The following is a 15912-nucleotide window of genomic DNA, read 5'->3' as shown; positions in this document are numbered from 1 at the left end:
TGATGTCAATAAAGCTCTGAAATCTAGGAGGGTGAATATGGTGAGGATGGTATCTCTCGCTTTAAAAGTGACGGCGTTGACCTGTGCCGTCAGCTGCGCCTGGCCGGCCTGGGGTTCTGCGGTCCCGCAATCGGCCGCAGCGGCCGGCATCGCTGCCGCCAAGGCGGCAAGCCCAGCGCGGACGGCCTTGCTTCGGATCGCATCGGGATCGGACATGCAGGCGGTGCCCGCGCCGCTGGAGAGCTTTGCCGGCGCCGTCGTCCGCGAGCTGTCTTCGCAGTCCGAGTTTCAGCAGTGGGACGGCGCCGCCATCGACTATTACCCGCTAGGGCCCGGCACCCACAGCTGGCTTGCGATCGTTTCAAAGGACAGCAAGCAGCTGGGATATTTAATATTCACCGCCAGGGAGGAAGGCGGATATATGCTCAGCGAGTACGGCAGCGGTCCAGCCATCCCTTACAGCAGCGATGCGCTCCATGACCGGCTGGCTGAGGATGGCCTTATTCCCGCTCACCCCGGCCTCCCCGCGAACGTTCAAATCCAAGCTCAATATTCGGCCATGCTGCCGGTTTGGAAAGTGACCCTGCCGGGCAAGCCGGCCATGTACATCAATGCGCTGACCTTGGAGCTTCTGCCGGCAAATGCCGTTTCCGCCAGCACCGCCTCCGTTTCTAAGACGGCAGTCGTTACCAATCAGAACGGTCTCCGGCTCGAGGCATCTTCTCCTGCTGCGAAGATAGATGGCAACGATCCTTATGACGACCTGCTCTGGATGACCTCCCCCCGGCTGAACATCCGCCGCGGAGACGATCTGCTGAAAGCAGTCGCATCCGGCGGCAGCCTGATCTTCACCGCTCCTGGCCGTAACGCGTCCTATGGGGCGCCGTTTGCGGTAAGCGGTATTCAGACATGGTCCCCGGCTGCAAGCGCTCCTGCGGTCAGCTACGCGGCCACAGGACGTGCCGGAACCCGGTACCTCCCTGTCTCCATGCTGATGGCTGCCGGAGAATTTCATGCCCGCCCCTAGATCCGCTGCATGATTAGCTGTTCTTCTGCCCTTATCGCGTTTCATTCCCAAAAAGAAGCGGACCTCGTGTGGATACGAGGTCCGCTTCTTCATTTCTGTTCAGTCATGAAGATTCCGCATCTTGATTTTTCGCCGCTTGGGATGGCGTTTGTCAGCCGCCCGGCCTCCCCATTGGGACAATCCGAACGGGATCATACCGAACCATTTGACCGTCCACGGCTCTTTATATTTTTGCTTCCTTCGTTCTTCCTTGGGTGTTTCCATGTAGTTGACGACGCGCTCGGTAATGTATTTTACAAGTTCATCTCCACTGGCCATTTCCATTCCTCCCACATTGCCAAATTACAGCTCTGCTATGCTCTTAGTTTGCACAGAGATACGGTAATCTAAACGGAGGAATGCGGACGGTGCATTTTTTACCGTTTATTGCACATTCTAACTTCGACATCAATTTTTCGTTCAAATCCCGTTTAACGAAAGGAGGGCCATCCTTTATGCCTATCAAAAGCTTGATCGCCGCCATCCTCTTCATCCCGGCAATTTTGTGCGCAGGCAGCTCGTCCGCTTGGGGCGCTGGCCCCGGTGACCAAAGTACGAACGCCTATCCGGAGCATCCGGCTTTTCCACATGAAGTGATTATCGTGGATGCAGGACATGGCGGTGTCGACGGAGGGACTTCATTTCAGAACATTCTGGAAAAGGACATTAACCTCGCCATCGCCCAGAAGCTGTTTATGCTGCTGCGCAGCCAGGGGTACGACGCGGTCTTGAACCGGACGGCTGACTACGCCCTCAGCGACGACAATCACTGGCTCCGCAGCTCTTCCCGCCATCAACGAGATCTTGCGCAGCGCAAGGAGCTAAGCCATCAGCTGCCGACCCTGATCGTCGTGAGTCTTCACGTCAATTGGGGCCGCAATCCTTCAAAGAACGGGGCGCTTGTGCTTCACCAGAACGAAGGGCGCAGCGTCCTGCTTGCGGACAGCATCCAGCAGCAGCTTAACCCGCTGTATCAGACGAAGGGAAGCGTCCGGTTGGGAAGCCCGTTTTACCTGCTGAACCAGATCAAAGATCCTGCGGTTATCGTAGAGACCGGATTTCTCAGCAATGCCGCAGACCGGGCGATGCTGTGCAACCGGCGCGGGCAGCTCAGGATCGCGCAGGCCATCGCGAACGGAATCAACTATTATTTGACGGCAATATAGGCGCCGGCTTCCAATCCCAGATATCCCGGACGAGATCGCTGATTCCTACAAAAGATACGGAATTCTGCATACCAGTGATGCTTTGGCGAATGGCCTCCGCCGTCTTTTTCCCCTGCACGCCGACATGCCCGATCGTTACACAGTTCTGATGTTCGCTCGCCCAGGTTTCAACGGCTTTCATTTGTTTGCTGACATGGCTGACGGTGTGCCGGTCGTCCAGAAATATGTTATTGGCCACCGGAGGCATTCCCATCTGAACGGCCAGCTTGCCGACAACGGAATGGTAGTTGGTCTTGCTGTCCACGAAGAACAACCCGCGCTCGCGGCAGACCTCCAGCACGATGGACATGATCCGTTCGTCTCCGGTAATCTTCGATCCCATATGATTGTTCATACCGACCGCATACGGCACGTTGTCGATGGCCTCCTCCACCCGTTGGCGAATCTCCTCATTGCTCATATTGGAGGTAATGGCGCCGGGACCCAGCCACTTGGGATTGCCCTGCTTGGGCTCCATCGGCATATGGACAATGACGTCATGCCCCTGTTTATGGGCCAGCTCCGCGTCGGTTTTACTGGTAGGAAGAAACGGCATGATGGCCACGGTCAGCTTAATCGGCAGGGACAGCATTTCTTCGGTCCCCCCTTGCCCGTTCCCAAAGTCGTCGATGATGATCGCAACCTTTTTATCCGGCTTCATGTCACTTTGCCGCTTGTCTGCCGCGGGCTGCTCCGCTTGCTCGTTAAAGACCCGTTCCGCCGCCAGTGATCGTTCCCCATCCGCGAGGGCGGTTTGACCAGAAAGCGCAACCGTAAGCGCCAGTCCCGCTGCCGCAATATTCCGCCAGCCGTGATGCAGCTTATTGAAAGATGATGTACTCAAGCAACTTCCTCCTTTACTCGGTATCTCCACGATGTGGTTTCATTGTTTGAGGAAGTTGGAGGAATTATGTATAGCAAAAATCCCCGCTACTCCCCTCTCAGGAAAGTTACGGGAAATAACAAATAAACACAAAAAGGCGTCCCCGCTGTTCAAAACGGGAACGCCTTATGTATGTATGCGGTCGAGAGGACTCGAACCTCCACGGGGGGTTAGCCCACACGGACCTGAACCGTGCGCGTCTGCCAATTCCGCCACGACCGCAAATCGGTCGGTCACTCTTTGAAAGATTCAATCTTTCGCGGCGACAAGATAGATCATACCATGCTGGACAGGTATAGTCAACACTTTTTCATAAAAAGTTTAATCTCCTCTTCATTCTGAACAATTTCCAGTTCCTATCTATTGAATAATCCAAGCATTTGCGGGTAAAATAAGAACATAAGTTCGTAAAGGTGGTGATATGTATGGCAGCACCCGGCATGACGTCGGAAGAGGCATCGCTGATTAAGAGTTATCTGCTCCTGATTTTTATTCATAAAGTTTTCGAACGGGACATTCGGATTATGGAGGAGAGCGGCGTATTCAAGACGCCCCAGTTGTATTCGGAATTGATTGTGAACGGCGACCGGCAGGCCGGCACGCTGCTCGCTGAAGTCAAGCGGGAAATGAGAAGACGCAAGATCCGGATCCTTCGAATCTTACAAGATGATACCGGGGTCAGGGCGGAATATTCCTGCAGAGGCTACACCGACGAAATGAATATCCTCTGGCCGGCTTTTCGTAACGAGATGCTCGTCCGGATGAGAGTTTATCTCGGGCTGGATCCTTTCTCTCCCGAAGACCGTTCTCTCCTTCCCGTCTCTTCTTTTACTCACCATATGGACCACCCCGCTGCTCCCTATTTTCAGGAGGGCTCCAAACCATAAGAGCCGCCTGGAGTCCCCCGATATGAACCAATGGGAACCGAACCAGACGGCTCTGCTATTATTCCAGAGGGCTTTGACGCGGAGCGCTCGCAGGCTGGAACAAGTAGTTCCGGTCCAGCTTGACCACTTTGCGGTTGCGGCGGCGGATCAGCACCTGGCTGCCGTCCCAAGCTACAACAATCCCGGTCACATCATTGCTTTCGATGCCGTCGCGAACCACCCGGACCTGCTCTCCGGATTGGCGGTACACATCCAATTCCTCATCGCTGATCATCTCCAATCCTCCTTTGCTTCTGAAGCAATCTCTTCATGTAATAAACATGGATAAGTATATGCTTTTCCCGCATATCTTACAATGGAATCGGTGTTTACCGACCTTTATTATACACAAGACTGAGCGGGTTCAATGGCATTTTTCGTTAAAGTCATCCCCCATGATTAAGAAAACCTCTATCGAAGTATCTTCAAAGAAGACAGACCGCGTTAAAAGGTAATTTTTCTTGCAATATCAGGAAGCAATGCTCTGGCGTTTACACTTTTCTGATATTATAAGAAAGGACCAGCAGCCAATCGGCCGCTGATCCTGAATGTGTTGGTATAAAGGTGTGTATATTAATCAACTGAACCTCTAGGCGACGCTCAGCAATTAACGTTGTGCGTGTTCTTTACTGTCGTTCTTCTCGTACCAATAATCGAGCACCGTCGACGACATCACTCGTTTTTCCAGATATTCAACTTGATGAGGGGTAAACAATTCCTTCCAGGAGAAGTCTAGCTCATCACACATGCCCACGATGGTCAGCAGTTCTGACCAGGCCACGTAACGTTTATACCAAAAAAACTGAGGATGCTCTATAATATAGGGATAGAGGTCATCGAATTCGGTATGCTTGCAATCAAGCGCTCTTTCAAAGTGATCCTTTGCTTTGGCCAATTTATCAATGAAATACTGTTCGGTTACCGGTTCTTTCCCCATTGTGCTGCCTCCCCTCATGATCATCTAATACATATTATAAGCCAAAAGACGGCCGGTTGAAAGAAATTGTTTCGATTTATCCGCGGAAAATGCGGCGAAACGGGCTTTCATCCCGGGCTTAATCGGCAAAAGTGATGACGCCGCCTTCGAGCGACTGGATACGGACGAGCGGTTCAATACTTATGCCCTGCTCCCGGATGGTCCGGGCCCCTGCCTGAAAGCACTTCTCTATGACGACACCAAGGCCGACCAATTCCGCGCCGGAGCGTTCGATAATTTTGATAAGCCCCCGCGCAGCATCTCCGTTTGCGATGATGTCATCGATAAAGAGCACTTTATCCTGTTCGCTGATATAATGACGCGACAGCATAATATCCGTCACGATCCCTTTGGTAAACGAAGGAACCCGTTCGCAAAGAGCGTCCGGATCGGCCAGCAGCGTCTTCTTGCGGCGGGCGAACACCAGCGGTACGCCAAGCTCGTAAGCCGTCGCAAAGGCCACCGCAATCCCGGACGATTCCACGGTAACGACCCGGGTCACACCGGCTTCGGCAAACCGGGATGCAAACTCTTTTCCCATCTCCATCGTCAACTGCGGATCCACCTGGTGATTAAGCAGACCGTCCAAGTTCAGCACCTGATCCGAAACGATGACGCCTTCTTGTAAAATTCGTTCTTTTAACTTATCCATTTCAATAGCCCCCTACGCCGTTCCTTTGACGTAAAAGTAACATAACTTGGGCCCCCACTTCAAGGGGAAACTCCATACATAACTTCAAATGTCAGCGTTTCTTCCACCTAAGCAAACCAATGGCCGCTCCGAGTGCAAGAAGGGCAGCAAGCAGCCCGATCCGGATCGTGGTGTGCGTCATCCTCCCGGCAATTTCGTTCCAATGATATCCAACGGCATGTCCGATCAGCATAAACGTGGTGCACCACAAGGCGGCACCTGCTCCCGCATACACCACATAAGCCCTGACAGGAAGTTTCGTCGTCCCCGCGATATACGAAGATAAATGCCGGAGTCCCGGCACGAAGTAGCCGACGATAATACTTAACGATCCATAACGCCTGAACCACTTCTCCGCCCCAGCCAGCCGCTCCGGAGTCATTCTTACCCATTTTCCATACCGGTGAAGCAGGGGTTCCCCGATCAGGCGTCCAAGAGAATAGCTGATCATCATCCCGGTCATGCTTCCCAGAAAAGTAACGGCCAGCGCGCCGGCAAAGCTGAACTCGCCCCTCGCGGCCATCCCCCCGAAAGCAACAATCAGCGTTTCGTCAGGCACCGGAATACCCAGAATGCCCAGCGCCAGCAAAAAGTACATGGCGGCATACCCGAAATGGGCAATGTAAAAGGTAATCCCTGCCATACCAAAGCCTCTCTTTCCTATCGGTGTATCTATTCGTCCATTCGAACGCAGCCGCTCACGGGAAACGCCTGATGGACTGCCTTCATGAGACATGGACAGGTTCCAGTCATGTCCTACCCCTAATCATCATAACCTGTAGTACAGGCAGGACACAAACCGGACTGCCTGGAGCAGGGAGGAGAACGATGAAGAACGGGATCAGGGTGCTTCAAATTGCTTTTACATATATCGGAACCATTGTGGGTGCAGGCTTTGCGACCGGACAGGAGATCCTGCAGTTTTTTACCCAATACGGCAAATGGGCGACGCTGACGATTCTGCTGTCCACCGCCCTGTTTATTTGGCTTGGGACCAAGATCATGATCATTTCACGGCGGATATCGGCCAGATCCTATGAGGATTTCAACAAGCATTTGTTCGGGGACCGGGCCGGGGGAGTGATCAGCATCGTGATGATGTTCGTGCTCGTCTGTGTAAACAGCGTCATGTTGGCGGGAGCCGGCTCCGTTTTCGTCGAGCATTTAAACCTTCATTATCAGACAGGCCTGATCATCACTCTGGTCGGATCCTATGTCTTGCTCACCCGGGGAATGAACGCCATCGTGCAGATGAACAGCATTGTCGTCCCCTTGATGCTGACGTTGTCTTTGGCCATTATTTTCAATACGATCCGCATGCCGGGGGCAGACAGCTTCCTGCGGATTACGACCGACCATCATTTTACGGCGGTATGGACCTCTCCGCTCCTGTATACAGCCTTCAATCTCGTCATGGCCCAAGCGGTGCTGGTCCCCCTTGGAAGCAAGACGGACAGCCATACGGTAGTTAAATGGGGAGGCATTCTGGGGGGCGTCGGCGTCGGGTTCATGCTGCTGGCCGCGCATGTTGCCATGTCCGCCCACATGCCGGGCATCCGGCAGTACGAAATCCCGATGGGCAGCATCGCCAGCAACCTGGGCACCGCGATCCAGCTGATTTATGTGATGCTGATCTTTTTAGAGATTTTCAGCACCTTCGTCGCCGATATTTACGGGGTCACCCTTCAGCTGCAGCAGCATATTCCTCTGCCGCCAAAGCTTCTGATCGTCTGCGTCATGTTCATCTGCTTTCTGCTGAGCCAGATCGGATTCAGCTCCCTGCTGTCTGTGCTGTACCCGATTATCGGCGCGCTGTGCCTAATATTGGTGCTGAAGCTGATGTTCATATCCAAATGACAGAGCCATGACATAGAAAAAAGGCGGGAGCTGAATTTCTCAGCACCTGCCTCTTTGAGTTGAACGGCCAGCACGCTACACTTTTTGATAAGATAAATAAATTTTCTTCAGTTCATTCACCGCATGCGTCAGGGAATATTGGCTCTTCGCCTTATCCCAGGCCGTCCGGGCGAGATCGTAGCGGTACATCGGGTCGGTGATGACCTTCTCAAGCGCTTCGCAGAGCGCGATCGGGTCCTCCGGCGGCACGAGCAGGCCGTTCACTCCGTCTTCGATCTGCTCCGGTATTCCGCCCACGTCGGTTCCTACCAGGGCCAGGCAGCTGAGCGCCGCTTCTGCAAAGACCGAACCAAAGGCTTCCGCTCTGGAAGGGAGCACGAAAATATCAAAAAACGGCATAAACTCTTCCGGATGCAGCGTGTATCCATAGAAAATGGTTTCGTTATAGATGCCAAGCTCTTTGGCAAGGCTCTCCAGCTCCGTGCGGAACGGTCCGTCTCCGATGATGTGCAGCACGTAGTCATGACCCTTTTTCTTAAGCTCGGCGCAGGCCTTCAGCAAAATATCCAGCCCTTTGGCGGGTACCAGGCGGCAGACCGTAATCAGCTGCGGCACCTCGTTCTCATGGGGAACCGGCTTGAACCGCTTTTCGTCAAAACCGTTCGGAATGACCCCAATCTTATCCGGATAGTCCACATAGTCCGATAAATAGCCGGCGAACGACCGGGAAACCGTCAGCATGCGCTGGCTCTTCTGCTCCAGCTCGCGGTACAGCGATACGAGAAAACGGTGCTCCGGCCCCCCGCTCTTAATGCGTCCGTTCAATATTAATTCCCGTTCATAACTGGAGTGAATGGTCTGAATTAACGGCGTATCGGGAAAAACCTGCTTGGCGGCCAGCCCGGCGATGGGATGGTGCGCGTGGATCAGGTCATACGGCTTCTGGATCCGCAGACGCGTCCACCACAAGTAATCCTTGTACGTCTGAATATATTTTTGAACGACAGGGGAGTCCTTGAACTCGGTCCAATCGAAGGTGTCAAACACGACCTCCTCATGCCCCTTGTTGCGGATCCGTTTAGGAAGCCAGAACAGCTCCATATCCCATCTTGATGATTGGAATCGCTCCTGCATATACGGAATCATGGAGGATACTCCGCCCGGCTGCTCGGGTGGGAAAAAGAGGGCCTGTAACAATCTCATAATGGGAAAACCACCCCTTTCTGTAGGTCTCTTAGCTTTTCGGCATCTTGTAAATTATGATATATTAGAACATATGTTTCAGTAAAGTAAAACCGCTGATCCAAAGAATATTCAAGAGAGCAGGAGAACGATCCATGCCCTACTCTTCATTCTTATCCCCCATTGTACCGGGGATTGCTGCCGCATCAGGTTTATATATCATACTCATCATGCTGCTGATTTGTCTCACGATGTACAGCAGGCAGCGCAAAAAAGCCTATCTCTACATGGTGGCCGCCTTTTTGTTCATTATGGCATACGAAGGGGTGAACATCCATTTCGCCTTCTCCGGATCGCCTAGGCAAGGGAGTTACCCGGAAGGAGCCGATTGGCTTCAGGCCTTCTCCTTCCTCCTCCTGAACTTCGCCGTGTACCAGCTGTACCACCGGATGAACCGAAGGCTGCGGGCGCTCCTGATCGTCATGGCGCTTCTGTATGTCGTTCCGCTCCTGTCACCCGGTTTTCTGGAAGGGACCGGAAGCTGGCAGGCGGGTTATATAGACCTGTGCCAATTGGGCACTGTAATGATAGGGCTATTCGGCATGGCGCCGCGGGTCGGCCAGCGCAAGAAATATACCGCCGGTTTGGCCGTCTATTTCGTCTACATTTTGGTCCATCTGCTGAACAACCTCATCCCCCTGGAAGAGACCTGGATTCCGGCGATCTGGATCTGGCTGCCGCTCTTGTTTTACACGCTCCTCTTTTTTATTTTGTTTACGCGAATCGTGGAGCAAATGCAGTCGATCTACCGCTCCTCCATTACCGACGGCTTGACCAATTTATACAACCGCCGCTTCTTTACGAGGCAGCTGAACCGTTACGTGGATCAAGGGCTGAAGGTCTCGCTGATTTTCTGCGACATCGACAACTTCAAGAAGCTGAACGATACCGAAGGCCATGCCAGAGCGGATCAGGTGCTGAAGCAGGTGGCCGCCATTATCGAGGAGGAAGTCGACGAAGCGGGCCTTGCCGGGCGGTACGGGGGCGAAGAGCTGGTTGCCCTCATCGTCGATAAAAGGGCCAAAGTCAGCCGGATCGCCGAGCAAATCCGAGCCCGGGTCGAAGCCGAAACGATCGTGACCCTAAGCGTCGGATACAGCGTCCTTCGTGCAGGCACGAACGCCGGTACGCTCATTTCGCAAGCGGATCAGGCCATGTACCGCTCGAAGACGACAGGCAAAAATAAAGTGACCGCATACCGGTCTTCAAATCCGCCGGCAGCCGTCGGGACCTCCCCTTCGGCGGAAAGCACGAATACATAGAAACCGCATCCATGATGATGTTGAATAAAGGAGTATGTAACGAATGGGTAAACAGGAACTCCCCGCAGCTTTTGTCAGACAGATGGAACCCCTGCTGGGAAGCGATACCGAAGCATTTCTTGACAGCTACGAGCGGCCGAGAACGCATGGGCTCAGGTTCAACGGCTTAAAGCTTGCGGGCGTGCCGCAGCTGAAGGAGGCCGCCATCCGGGAGTTTGGCTTGACCCCGGTTCCTTGGTGCAGCACCGGCTATTATTACGGGGAGAACGTCCGGCCCGGCAAGCATCCGTACCACACGGCCGGTTTATATTACATCCAGGAACCGTCGGCCATGTCGGCTGTGGAGCTGCTCGATCCGCAGCCCGGCGAGACGATCCTGGACCTGGCCGCGGCGCCGGGCGGCAAGAGCACCCATATCGCCTCGAAAATGAAGGGCGAAGGGCTGCTCGTCTCGAACGAAATCCACCCGGAACGGGCGAAAATTTTGGCCGAGAACATCGAGCGTATGGGCGTTACTAACGCTGTGGTTACAAGCGCGGCGCCGAACGAGCTCTCGCGCCGTTTCCCGCAGGCTTTTGACCGGATCATGCTGGACGCCCCATGCTCTGGCGAAGGCATGTTCCGCAAGGACTCCGGGGCGATCGCGGAATGGACGCCGCAGCTGGTCGAGCTTTGCGCCGCCCGGCAATGGGATATTTTGCAGGAGGCATATGCCATGCTGAAACCCGGCGGTAGTATGGCTTATTCAACCTGCACGTTTAACCGCAGCGAAAATGAAAACATGATGGAGCGCTTTACGGCTCATTATGCCGATATGGAAATTATCGCCATGAAGCGGTTATGGCCTCATCGCGAGGCGGGTGAAGGGCATTTTGTCGCCCTCCTCCAGAAACGGAGCGAACCCAGCAGCGGCGGGCACACGCTGGAGGCCTCGCCAAGCGAGCGGCAGCGGCAGCGAAGAAAAGGCCGCAGCGGTAACGGCAAGCCGGGAACCGGCCTCCAGGACGCACAGTCTGCGCTGAAGGCGTTCCAGGCCTGGGCGGATGAGGAGCTGCCGGACTTCGCGCTGCCGGCGGGTACGCCGATTCTGTTCGGCGAATCGCTGTACCTGCTTCCAGGCGGGGAGCTGCTGCAGGAACAGCAGCTCCAGGGCCTGAAAGTGCCGCGGGCGGGCCTCCATCTGGCCCACCTCAAGAAAAACCGGATCGAGCCGGCGCATGCGCTCGCCATAGCTCTCTCCCCGCAGCAGGCGGCCAAGCGCATCACGCTGGCCGCGGAGGACCCGCAGGTCTCCGCCTACCTGCGGGGCGAGACCATTCAGGTCGATGCCTCCCTGAAGGGCTGGGTGCTCGCGGCCGTGGACGGCCTGCCGCTCGGCTGGGGCAAGGCCAGCGGCGGGCAGCTCAAGAACCACCTGCCCAAAGGCCTGCGGCAGCACTAGCCGCCTCGCAACCGGCCCTCAACAGCAAAGAGCCTTCCTACGCCAGCGTGTACCAAGCTGAAGCCGTAGGAAGGCTCTTTTTTTCATTACGACAAACAGTATTTCAGCAGCGCCGCGTGCACGCCGTCCTCATTGTTCGAAGCCGTCACCTCATTAGCTGCGGCCTTAACTTCCAGCGGCGAGTTGTCCATCGCCACGCCAAGGCCGGCGTAGGTGAGCATCGTAATGTCGTTATAATAGTTGCCGATCGCCAGAATCTCCTCCTGCCGGTAACCGCGCCGCTCGGCGAGCTGCTTGAGGGCGTTCCCTTTGGACGCTTCCGGATGCATCAGGTCGACGAAGTATTCGCCGCTCCGCAGGATGTTAAATTCCGGTGTCCACGCCGCGATGTCCTGATGGACCCGGTCCATCGTGTCCGGCTGCCCAAACGCCGTGACCTTGACGATCGGATCACTCAGGTCATGCAGCGGCGGCAGAACCGACGGCAGCATCAGATAGTTTTCATACATGCTGCGCACTTCCACAGCCAGTCCCTCAACGTCGTCGACAAACATCTGAAACGCCGTATTGACGTCAAAATGCACGCCTTCCTTCCGGAAGTAATCCAGGTAAGGCACGATCGCCTTGGCATCCATCGCGTATTGGTGAACCACTTCCCGGGTATCCACCTTCACCGTCGCTGCCCCGTTATGGCTGATGACGTAGCCGGAGAGCCCCATCTGTTCCATAAACGGAATGGAATTTTGCGGTCCTCTCCCGGTGCACAGCACGATTTCAGCGCCTTGACGCGCGGCCTCCTGAATCGTCTTCTGCGTCTGTTCGGTTACTTCATGCTCATCATTAAGCAGTGTGCCGTCGACATCCAATGCAATCAGTTTGTATTTCATGCTCCATCCATCCTTTGCCGTAATATCTCTATCTGTATCTGTTTTAAAGCGAGCCGGTCTTTGATCTATTGTAGTATGCCTATGTTATCGGGATGTTTCATCCTTCCCGAGCTGCAGCAGCTCATCCTCCGTCAGCTCACGGTAAGTCCCGATGCGCAGGCCTTCGTCCAGCTTCAGTTCCCCCATCTGTACGCGCTTGAGGTAGGTAACCTTTTTTCCGACAGCTTGAAACATCCGCTTCACCTGGTGAAATTTCCCTTCATGGATCACAAGGGAGATATGGGAGACGACCTCGTCCCCCTGCTGCTCTTTGCGCAAAATGGTGAGCTCGCCGGGCAGCGTAACATAACCGTCGTCCAGCGTGACCCCGGAGGCGAACTGCTGTACATCAGCTTCGGTCACGTCGCCGGATACGACGGCTTCGTATGTTTTGGGAACATGCCGCTTGGGCGACAGCAGCTCATGCGCCAGCTTGCCGTCGTTCGTGAGCAGCAGCAGGCCTTCCGTGTCCTTATCCAGCCGCCCGACCGGAAACGGCTCGAATGCCAAATGCTCCGGTTCCAACAGATCCAGCACGGTCCGGTCCCGTGTATCCTCGGTCGCCGATACGACGCCCGGCGGCTTGTGCAGCATGAGATAGATAAATTCCTTATACTGCACCTGTTCCCCGTCAATCCGGATGTCATCCTTATACGGATCGACATGCATGCCACTGTCCTTGGCCCGGACTCCGTTGACGGTAACCCCCGCCTGTTTGATTTTCTTCTTGATATCGCTCCGGGAGCCATATCCCATATGCGTTAACACCTTGTCCAACCGCAGTGTCGTTCTGCCCTGCTTGCTCATCCGGATGTCCACCTCCAGCCTGCCGGATATTCGTTCTTCAGCATGCCCTCCTGCCACTTACCCCATCCGGCTGAATAGCCGTCGATGCAGACCAGGGCGTAGCCCTTGGGCGAAGCTTCGCCTCCGCATTCCACGCGATCCTGGGGAATGCTCAGCGTTTCGCCCTTCAAATAACGCACGGCTTCGCCGCTCCCGGAGTCGAGCCGGATGACCCGGATGAACTCACCGGGATGCAGCGCCGTCGCCAGCGGATGGGCCGGAACGAAGCGGCCGTTCTTGGCATCGCCCATGTACCAGCCCGGGCGGACGACCTTCAGCCCGTCGAGAAGGCTTGGCGGCAGCGGCGATTGATAGATATGGGAGCCGTAGACGACCGTATGGCCTCCCGGCACGAAGCCAAGGAGATGCTCACGGATGAAAGCTTCATACGCGGCCGTTGGTGCGGCTTCGCCCTGGTTCCCCGCACCTTTTTTCGACGGGTTTCCTTTCATGGGCTTGGCGTTTCGCGTCGGCCGGTCTTTGCCCTTAGGCCGGTCAGCGGACTCCGCCGGAGCCGTCCTGCTCAGCAGCGCGCCTCTGGCCCGTTCCGCTTCGGCGGCAGACTCGGGGTCCGCCTCATGCTGCAGGACAGCCAGGAAATGCCCTTCGCCTTCAATCCGGTGCGGCCACAGCCGGGCCGTTCCCCGAACCTGCTCCCAAACCCGATCCGGAATATGCCCGAATCCAGAGGCTTGTTCCTTCAGCCAATCCGTTTCCCCTGCGGCAAAAGAACCGGTCCCTCCGACCGGAAGCACGCGGAATTCAGGATGACCTGCCACGAATTCCGCTATCATCCCCTCGTTTTCTTCCGGAGAAAACGTACAGGTGGAATACACGATCCGTCCGCCGGGTCTGAGTATGGTGGCGGCTGCCCTAAGAATGCCGCGCTGCATGTCCGCATACTTCAGCGGCGAATCCCCGTCCCATTCCTTGATCATCGCTTCGTCTTTGCGGAACATCCCCTCGCCCGAGCAAGGGGCATCGATCAGAATTTTATCGAAAAAGGCCGGGAACTTCTCCGCGATCCGGTCGGGATGCTCATTCAGCACGACCGCGTTGCGGACGCCGTACAGCTCGATATTTTTGGCCAGCGCCTTGGTTCGGTCGGCATTCAAATCATTGGAGACCAGCATGCCTGTCCCCCGCAGCTTGGCCGCGATTTGCGTCGATTTGCCTCCAGGGGCGGCGCACAGGTCCAGTACGGCCTCTCCCGGCGTTACGTCCAGCAGCTCCACCGGAGCCATTGCGCTTGGCTCCTGGATATAATAAAGGCCCGCATGGTAATACGGATGCCTGCCGGGCCGTTCACCCGCTTCGGTATAGAAGCCTGTCCCACACCAGGGGATCGGCCGCAAATCCCACGGGGCGATGGACAGCAGGTCTTCTGTGGAAATTTTCAGCGTATTGACCCGGATGCCGCTGCGCGGCACACGGTCATACGAATCCATAAAATCGGTATACTCCTCTTTCAGCAAGGAACGCATCCGTTCCTGAAAGGCAGCCGGCAGCTTAAGTGCCATGTGCTTCATCATCCTGTCTTTAATGTAAAATCGTTGGCCGGACCCCATTGTATCAGCCCTCGTCCATACAAACAACCCGCTGCACATGATCGGCAGCGGGCTGAATCCGAATGTTATGCCTCATCGGAAGGATCGTTTTCTTTAGATCATGGCTGTAAGATTTCAGGGATACTGAAACATCCCATGATCGCAAGAAAAATTTCCGCTAATCTCGGTCTGTCTCCTGTGAGAATACGTCGATAGAATTTTTCTTATAGGCCGCGATCAGTTCCCGTACCTCGTCAAGGAGCTGTCTCATGCTCTCCATGTCATGGGGCTTGCCTGGCTCGGTCTGGGACCAGATTTGATTGAACCGTTCCTGGAACGCCATCGCCTCGTTCACCAAATGATAGTAGTAGAGCTGATGGATCATCGCCAGCACCGTAGAGGTCACGTTGGAATCGTCCTCAAACTGCTTCTGCGCCTCAAGGATATCCTCACGGATGCTCGACATTTCATTATCCAGCACGGATGCCGCTTCGGCCGCGGTCTGCAGCCGCTTGCGGATGTTCTCCGGAAGGCTCTCCCGGTACTTATAGCTGAGCGAATGCTCAATCGTCGCCCAGAAATTCATCGCCAGCGTGCGGATTTGGATCTCCGCCAGCACCGGTTTTTGACCAAGCGCCGTCTGAACCGGGTACTCCACGATCATATGAAAACTGCGGTAGCCGCTTTCTTTATAATTCGTAATATAATCCTTTTCATACAGCACCGTCAGATCCTTCCGCTTGCGGATATATTCGGCCACGCGGCGGATATCCTCGACGAACTGGCACATGATCCGGATGCCGGCGATATCCTCGATCCCTTGCTCCAATTGGTCCATTGGAACGTTAAGCCGCTTCGCCTTGTCCAGAATGCTCGATATTTTCTTGACGCGTCCGGTCACGAACTCGATCGGGGCATATTCCTCTCTCTTCTTCAGTTCCGCACGCATCGTCTTGAATTTGACTTTCAGTTCCTCAACGGTTTGTTCATACGGTAGTAGAAACAATCCCCAATCTCTGCCGTCCATTCACATGCCTCCTGTCT

Annotated in this window: 17 protein-coding genes and 1 tRNA gene; 6 read left to right on the top strand and 12 right to left on the bottom strand. The window is 55.1% G+C overall.

Annotated features, from left to right (window positions below):
- Positions 1-37 precede the first annotated feature (37 nt).
- Entirely contained in the window at positions 38-1027 is a 990-nt protein-coding gene (locus C7820_RS20000; RefSeq protein ID WP_116232478.1) for a hypothetical protein, read from the top strand.
- Between the two features lie 99 nt (positions 1028-1126).
- On the opposite strand, the gene C7820_RS19995 is transcribed toward C7820_RS20000, so the two are convergent.
- A complete protein-coding gene (locus C7820_RS19995) occupies positions 1127-1345 on the bottom strand; it encodes a YqzE family protein (protein ID WP_116232477.1) in 219 nt (72 codons plus the stop codon).
- Between the two features lie 176 nt (positions 1346-1521).
- Here C7820_RS19995 and C7820_RS19990 point away from each other — a divergent pair, with 176 nt between their 5' ends.
- Positions 1522-2232: an N-acetylmuramoyl-L-alanine amidase gene (locus tag C7820_RS19990; protein ID WP_116232476.1), complete on the top strand. Its 711-nt coding sequence runs from the start codon at positions 1522-1524 to the stop codon at positions 2230-2232.
- On the opposite strand, the gene C7820_RS19985 is transcribed toward C7820_RS19990, so the two are convergent.
- Together C7820_RS19985 and C7820_RS19980 are read right to left on the bottom strand one after the other, a co-directional pair.
- Positions 2207-3115 (bottom strand): divergent polysaccharide deacetylase family protein, encoded by a 909-nt coding sequence (locus tag C7820_RS19985; protein WP_258875306.1) that lies wholly within the window; start codon positions 3113-3115, stop codon positions 2207-2209. The genes C7820_RS19990 and C7820_RS19985 overlap by 26 nt on opposite strands.
- A gap of 176 nt (positions 3116-3291) precedes the next feature.
- Positions 3292-3376 (bottom strand) — tRNA-Leu (locus C7820_RS19980).
- A gap of 203 nt (positions 3377-3579) precedes the next feature.
- Between C7820_RS19980 and C7820_RS19975 the strand changes: the two genes are divergently transcribed.
- Entirely contained in the window at positions 3580-4041 is a 462-nt protein-coding gene (locus C7820_RS19975) for a YhjD family protein (protein ID WP_076170211.1), read from the top strand.
- Between the two features lie 58 nt (positions 4042-4099).
- Here C7820_RS19975 and C7820_RS19970 read toward each other — a convergent pair whose 3' ends face one another.
- From C7820_RS19970 to C7820_RS19955, 4 genes are all read right to left on the bottom strand, one after another.
- Positions 4100-4315 (bottom strand): hypothetical protein, encoded by a 216-nt coding sequence (locus C7820_RS19970; RefSeq protein ID WP_116232475.1) that lies wholly within the window; start codon positions 4313-4315, stop codon positions 4100-4102.
- A gap of 372 nt (positions 4316-4687) precedes the next feature.
- The gene (locus C7820_RS19965; protein ID WP_076170213.1) at positions 4688-5017 is read right to left on the bottom strand and encodes a hypothetical protein; all 330 of its coding nucleotides are present in this window, start codon (positions 5015-5017) and stop codon (positions 4688-4690) included.
- Between the two features lie 118 nt (positions 5018-5135).
- Positions 5136-5708, bottom strand: a complete 573-nt coding sequence (locus tag C7820_RS19960) for a xanthine phosphoribosyltransferase (protein ID WP_076170214.1) — start codon at positions 5706-5708, stop codon at positions 5136-5138.
- A gap of 91 nt (positions 5709-5799) precedes the next feature.
- Positions 5800-6390 carry a DedA family protein gene (locus C7820_RS19955; RefSeq protein WP_116232474.1) on the bottom strand — a complete coding sequence of 197 codons (591 nt, stop codon included), beginning with the start codon at positions 6388-6390 and terminating at the stop codon, positions 5800-5802.
- Between the two features lie 185 nt (positions 6391-6575).
- On the opposite strand from C7820_RS19955, the gene C7820_RS19950 reads away from it, so the two are divergent.
- Positions 6576-7604 (top strand): YkvI family membrane protein, encoded by a 1029-nt coding sequence (locus C7820_RS19950; protein WP_116232473.1) that lies wholly within the window; start codon positions 6576-6578, stop codon positions 7602-7604.
- Between the two features lie 75 nt (positions 7605-7679).
- Here C7820_RS19950 and C7820_RS19945 read toward each other — a convergent pair whose 3' ends face one another.
- Positions 7680-8807, bottom strand: a complete 1128-nt coding sequence (locus C7820_RS19945) for a glycosyltransferase family 4 protein (protein ID WP_116232472.1) — start codon at positions 8805-8807, stop codon at positions 7680-7682.
- A 134-nt stretch (positions 8808-8941) separates the two neighbouring features.
- Between C7820_RS19945 and C7820_RS19940 the strand changes: the two genes are divergently transcribed.
- Both C7820_RS19940 and C7820_RS19935 read left to right on the top strand, forming a co-directional pair.
- Positions 8942-10108 (top strand): GGDEF domain-containing protein, encoded by a 1167-nt coding sequence (locus C7820_RS19940; RefSeq protein WP_116232471.1) that lies wholly within the window; start codon positions 8942-8944, stop codon positions 10106-10108.
- Between the two features lie 43 nt (positions 10109-10151).
- The gene (locus tag C7820_RS19935; protein ID WP_116232470.1) at positions 10152-11549 is read left to right on the top strand and encodes an RsmB/NOP family class I SAM-dependent RNA methyltransferase; all 1398 of its coding nucleotides are present in this window, start codon (positions 10152-10154) and stop codon (positions 11547-11549) included.
- A gap of 86 nt (positions 11550-11635) precedes the next feature.
- On the opposite strand, the gene C7820_RS19930 is transcribed toward C7820_RS19935, so the two are convergent.
- The 4 genes from C7820_RS19930 to yjbM form a co-directional block, all read right to left on the bottom strand.
- Positions 11636-12436: a Cof-type HAD-IIB family hydrolase gene (locus C7820_RS19930; protein WP_105441560.1), complete on the bottom strand. Its 801-nt coding sequence runs from the start codon at positions 12434-12436 to the stop codon at positions 11636-11638.
- A gap of 84 nt (positions 12437-12520) precedes the next feature.
- Complete coding sequence (locus C7820_RS19925) at positions 12521-13282, bottom strand: pseudouridine synthase (protein ID WP_116232469.1); 762 nt, start codon at positions 13280-13282, stop codon at positions 12521-12523.
- Positions 13279-14841 (bottom strand): RsmB/NOP family class I SAM-dependent RNA methyltransferase, encoded by a 1563-nt coding sequence (locus C7820_RS19920; RefSeq protein ID WP_116232468.1) that lies wholly within the window; start codon positions 14839-14841, stop codon positions 13279-13281. The genes C7820_RS19925 and C7820_RS19920 overlap by 4 nt, the downstream gene beginning before the upstream one ends.
- 205 nt (positions 14842-15046) lie before the next feature.
- Positions 15047-15895: a GTP diphosphokinase gene (gene yjbM / locus C7820_RS19915; RefSeq protein WP_116232467.1), complete on the bottom strand. Its 849-nt coding sequence runs from the start codon at positions 15893-15895 to the stop codon at positions 15047-15049.
- Positions 15896-15912 lie beyond the last annotated feature (17 nt).

This window comes from Paenibacillus sp. VMFN-D1, assembly GCF_003386155.1.
Lineage (GTDB): Bacteria > Bacillota > Bacilli > Paenibacillales > Paenibacillaceae > Paenibacillus_AQ > Paenibacillus_AQ favisporus.
Note: the sequence above shows the minus strand (reverse complement) of the source record. Positions and strands in the feature narration are given on the sequence as shown.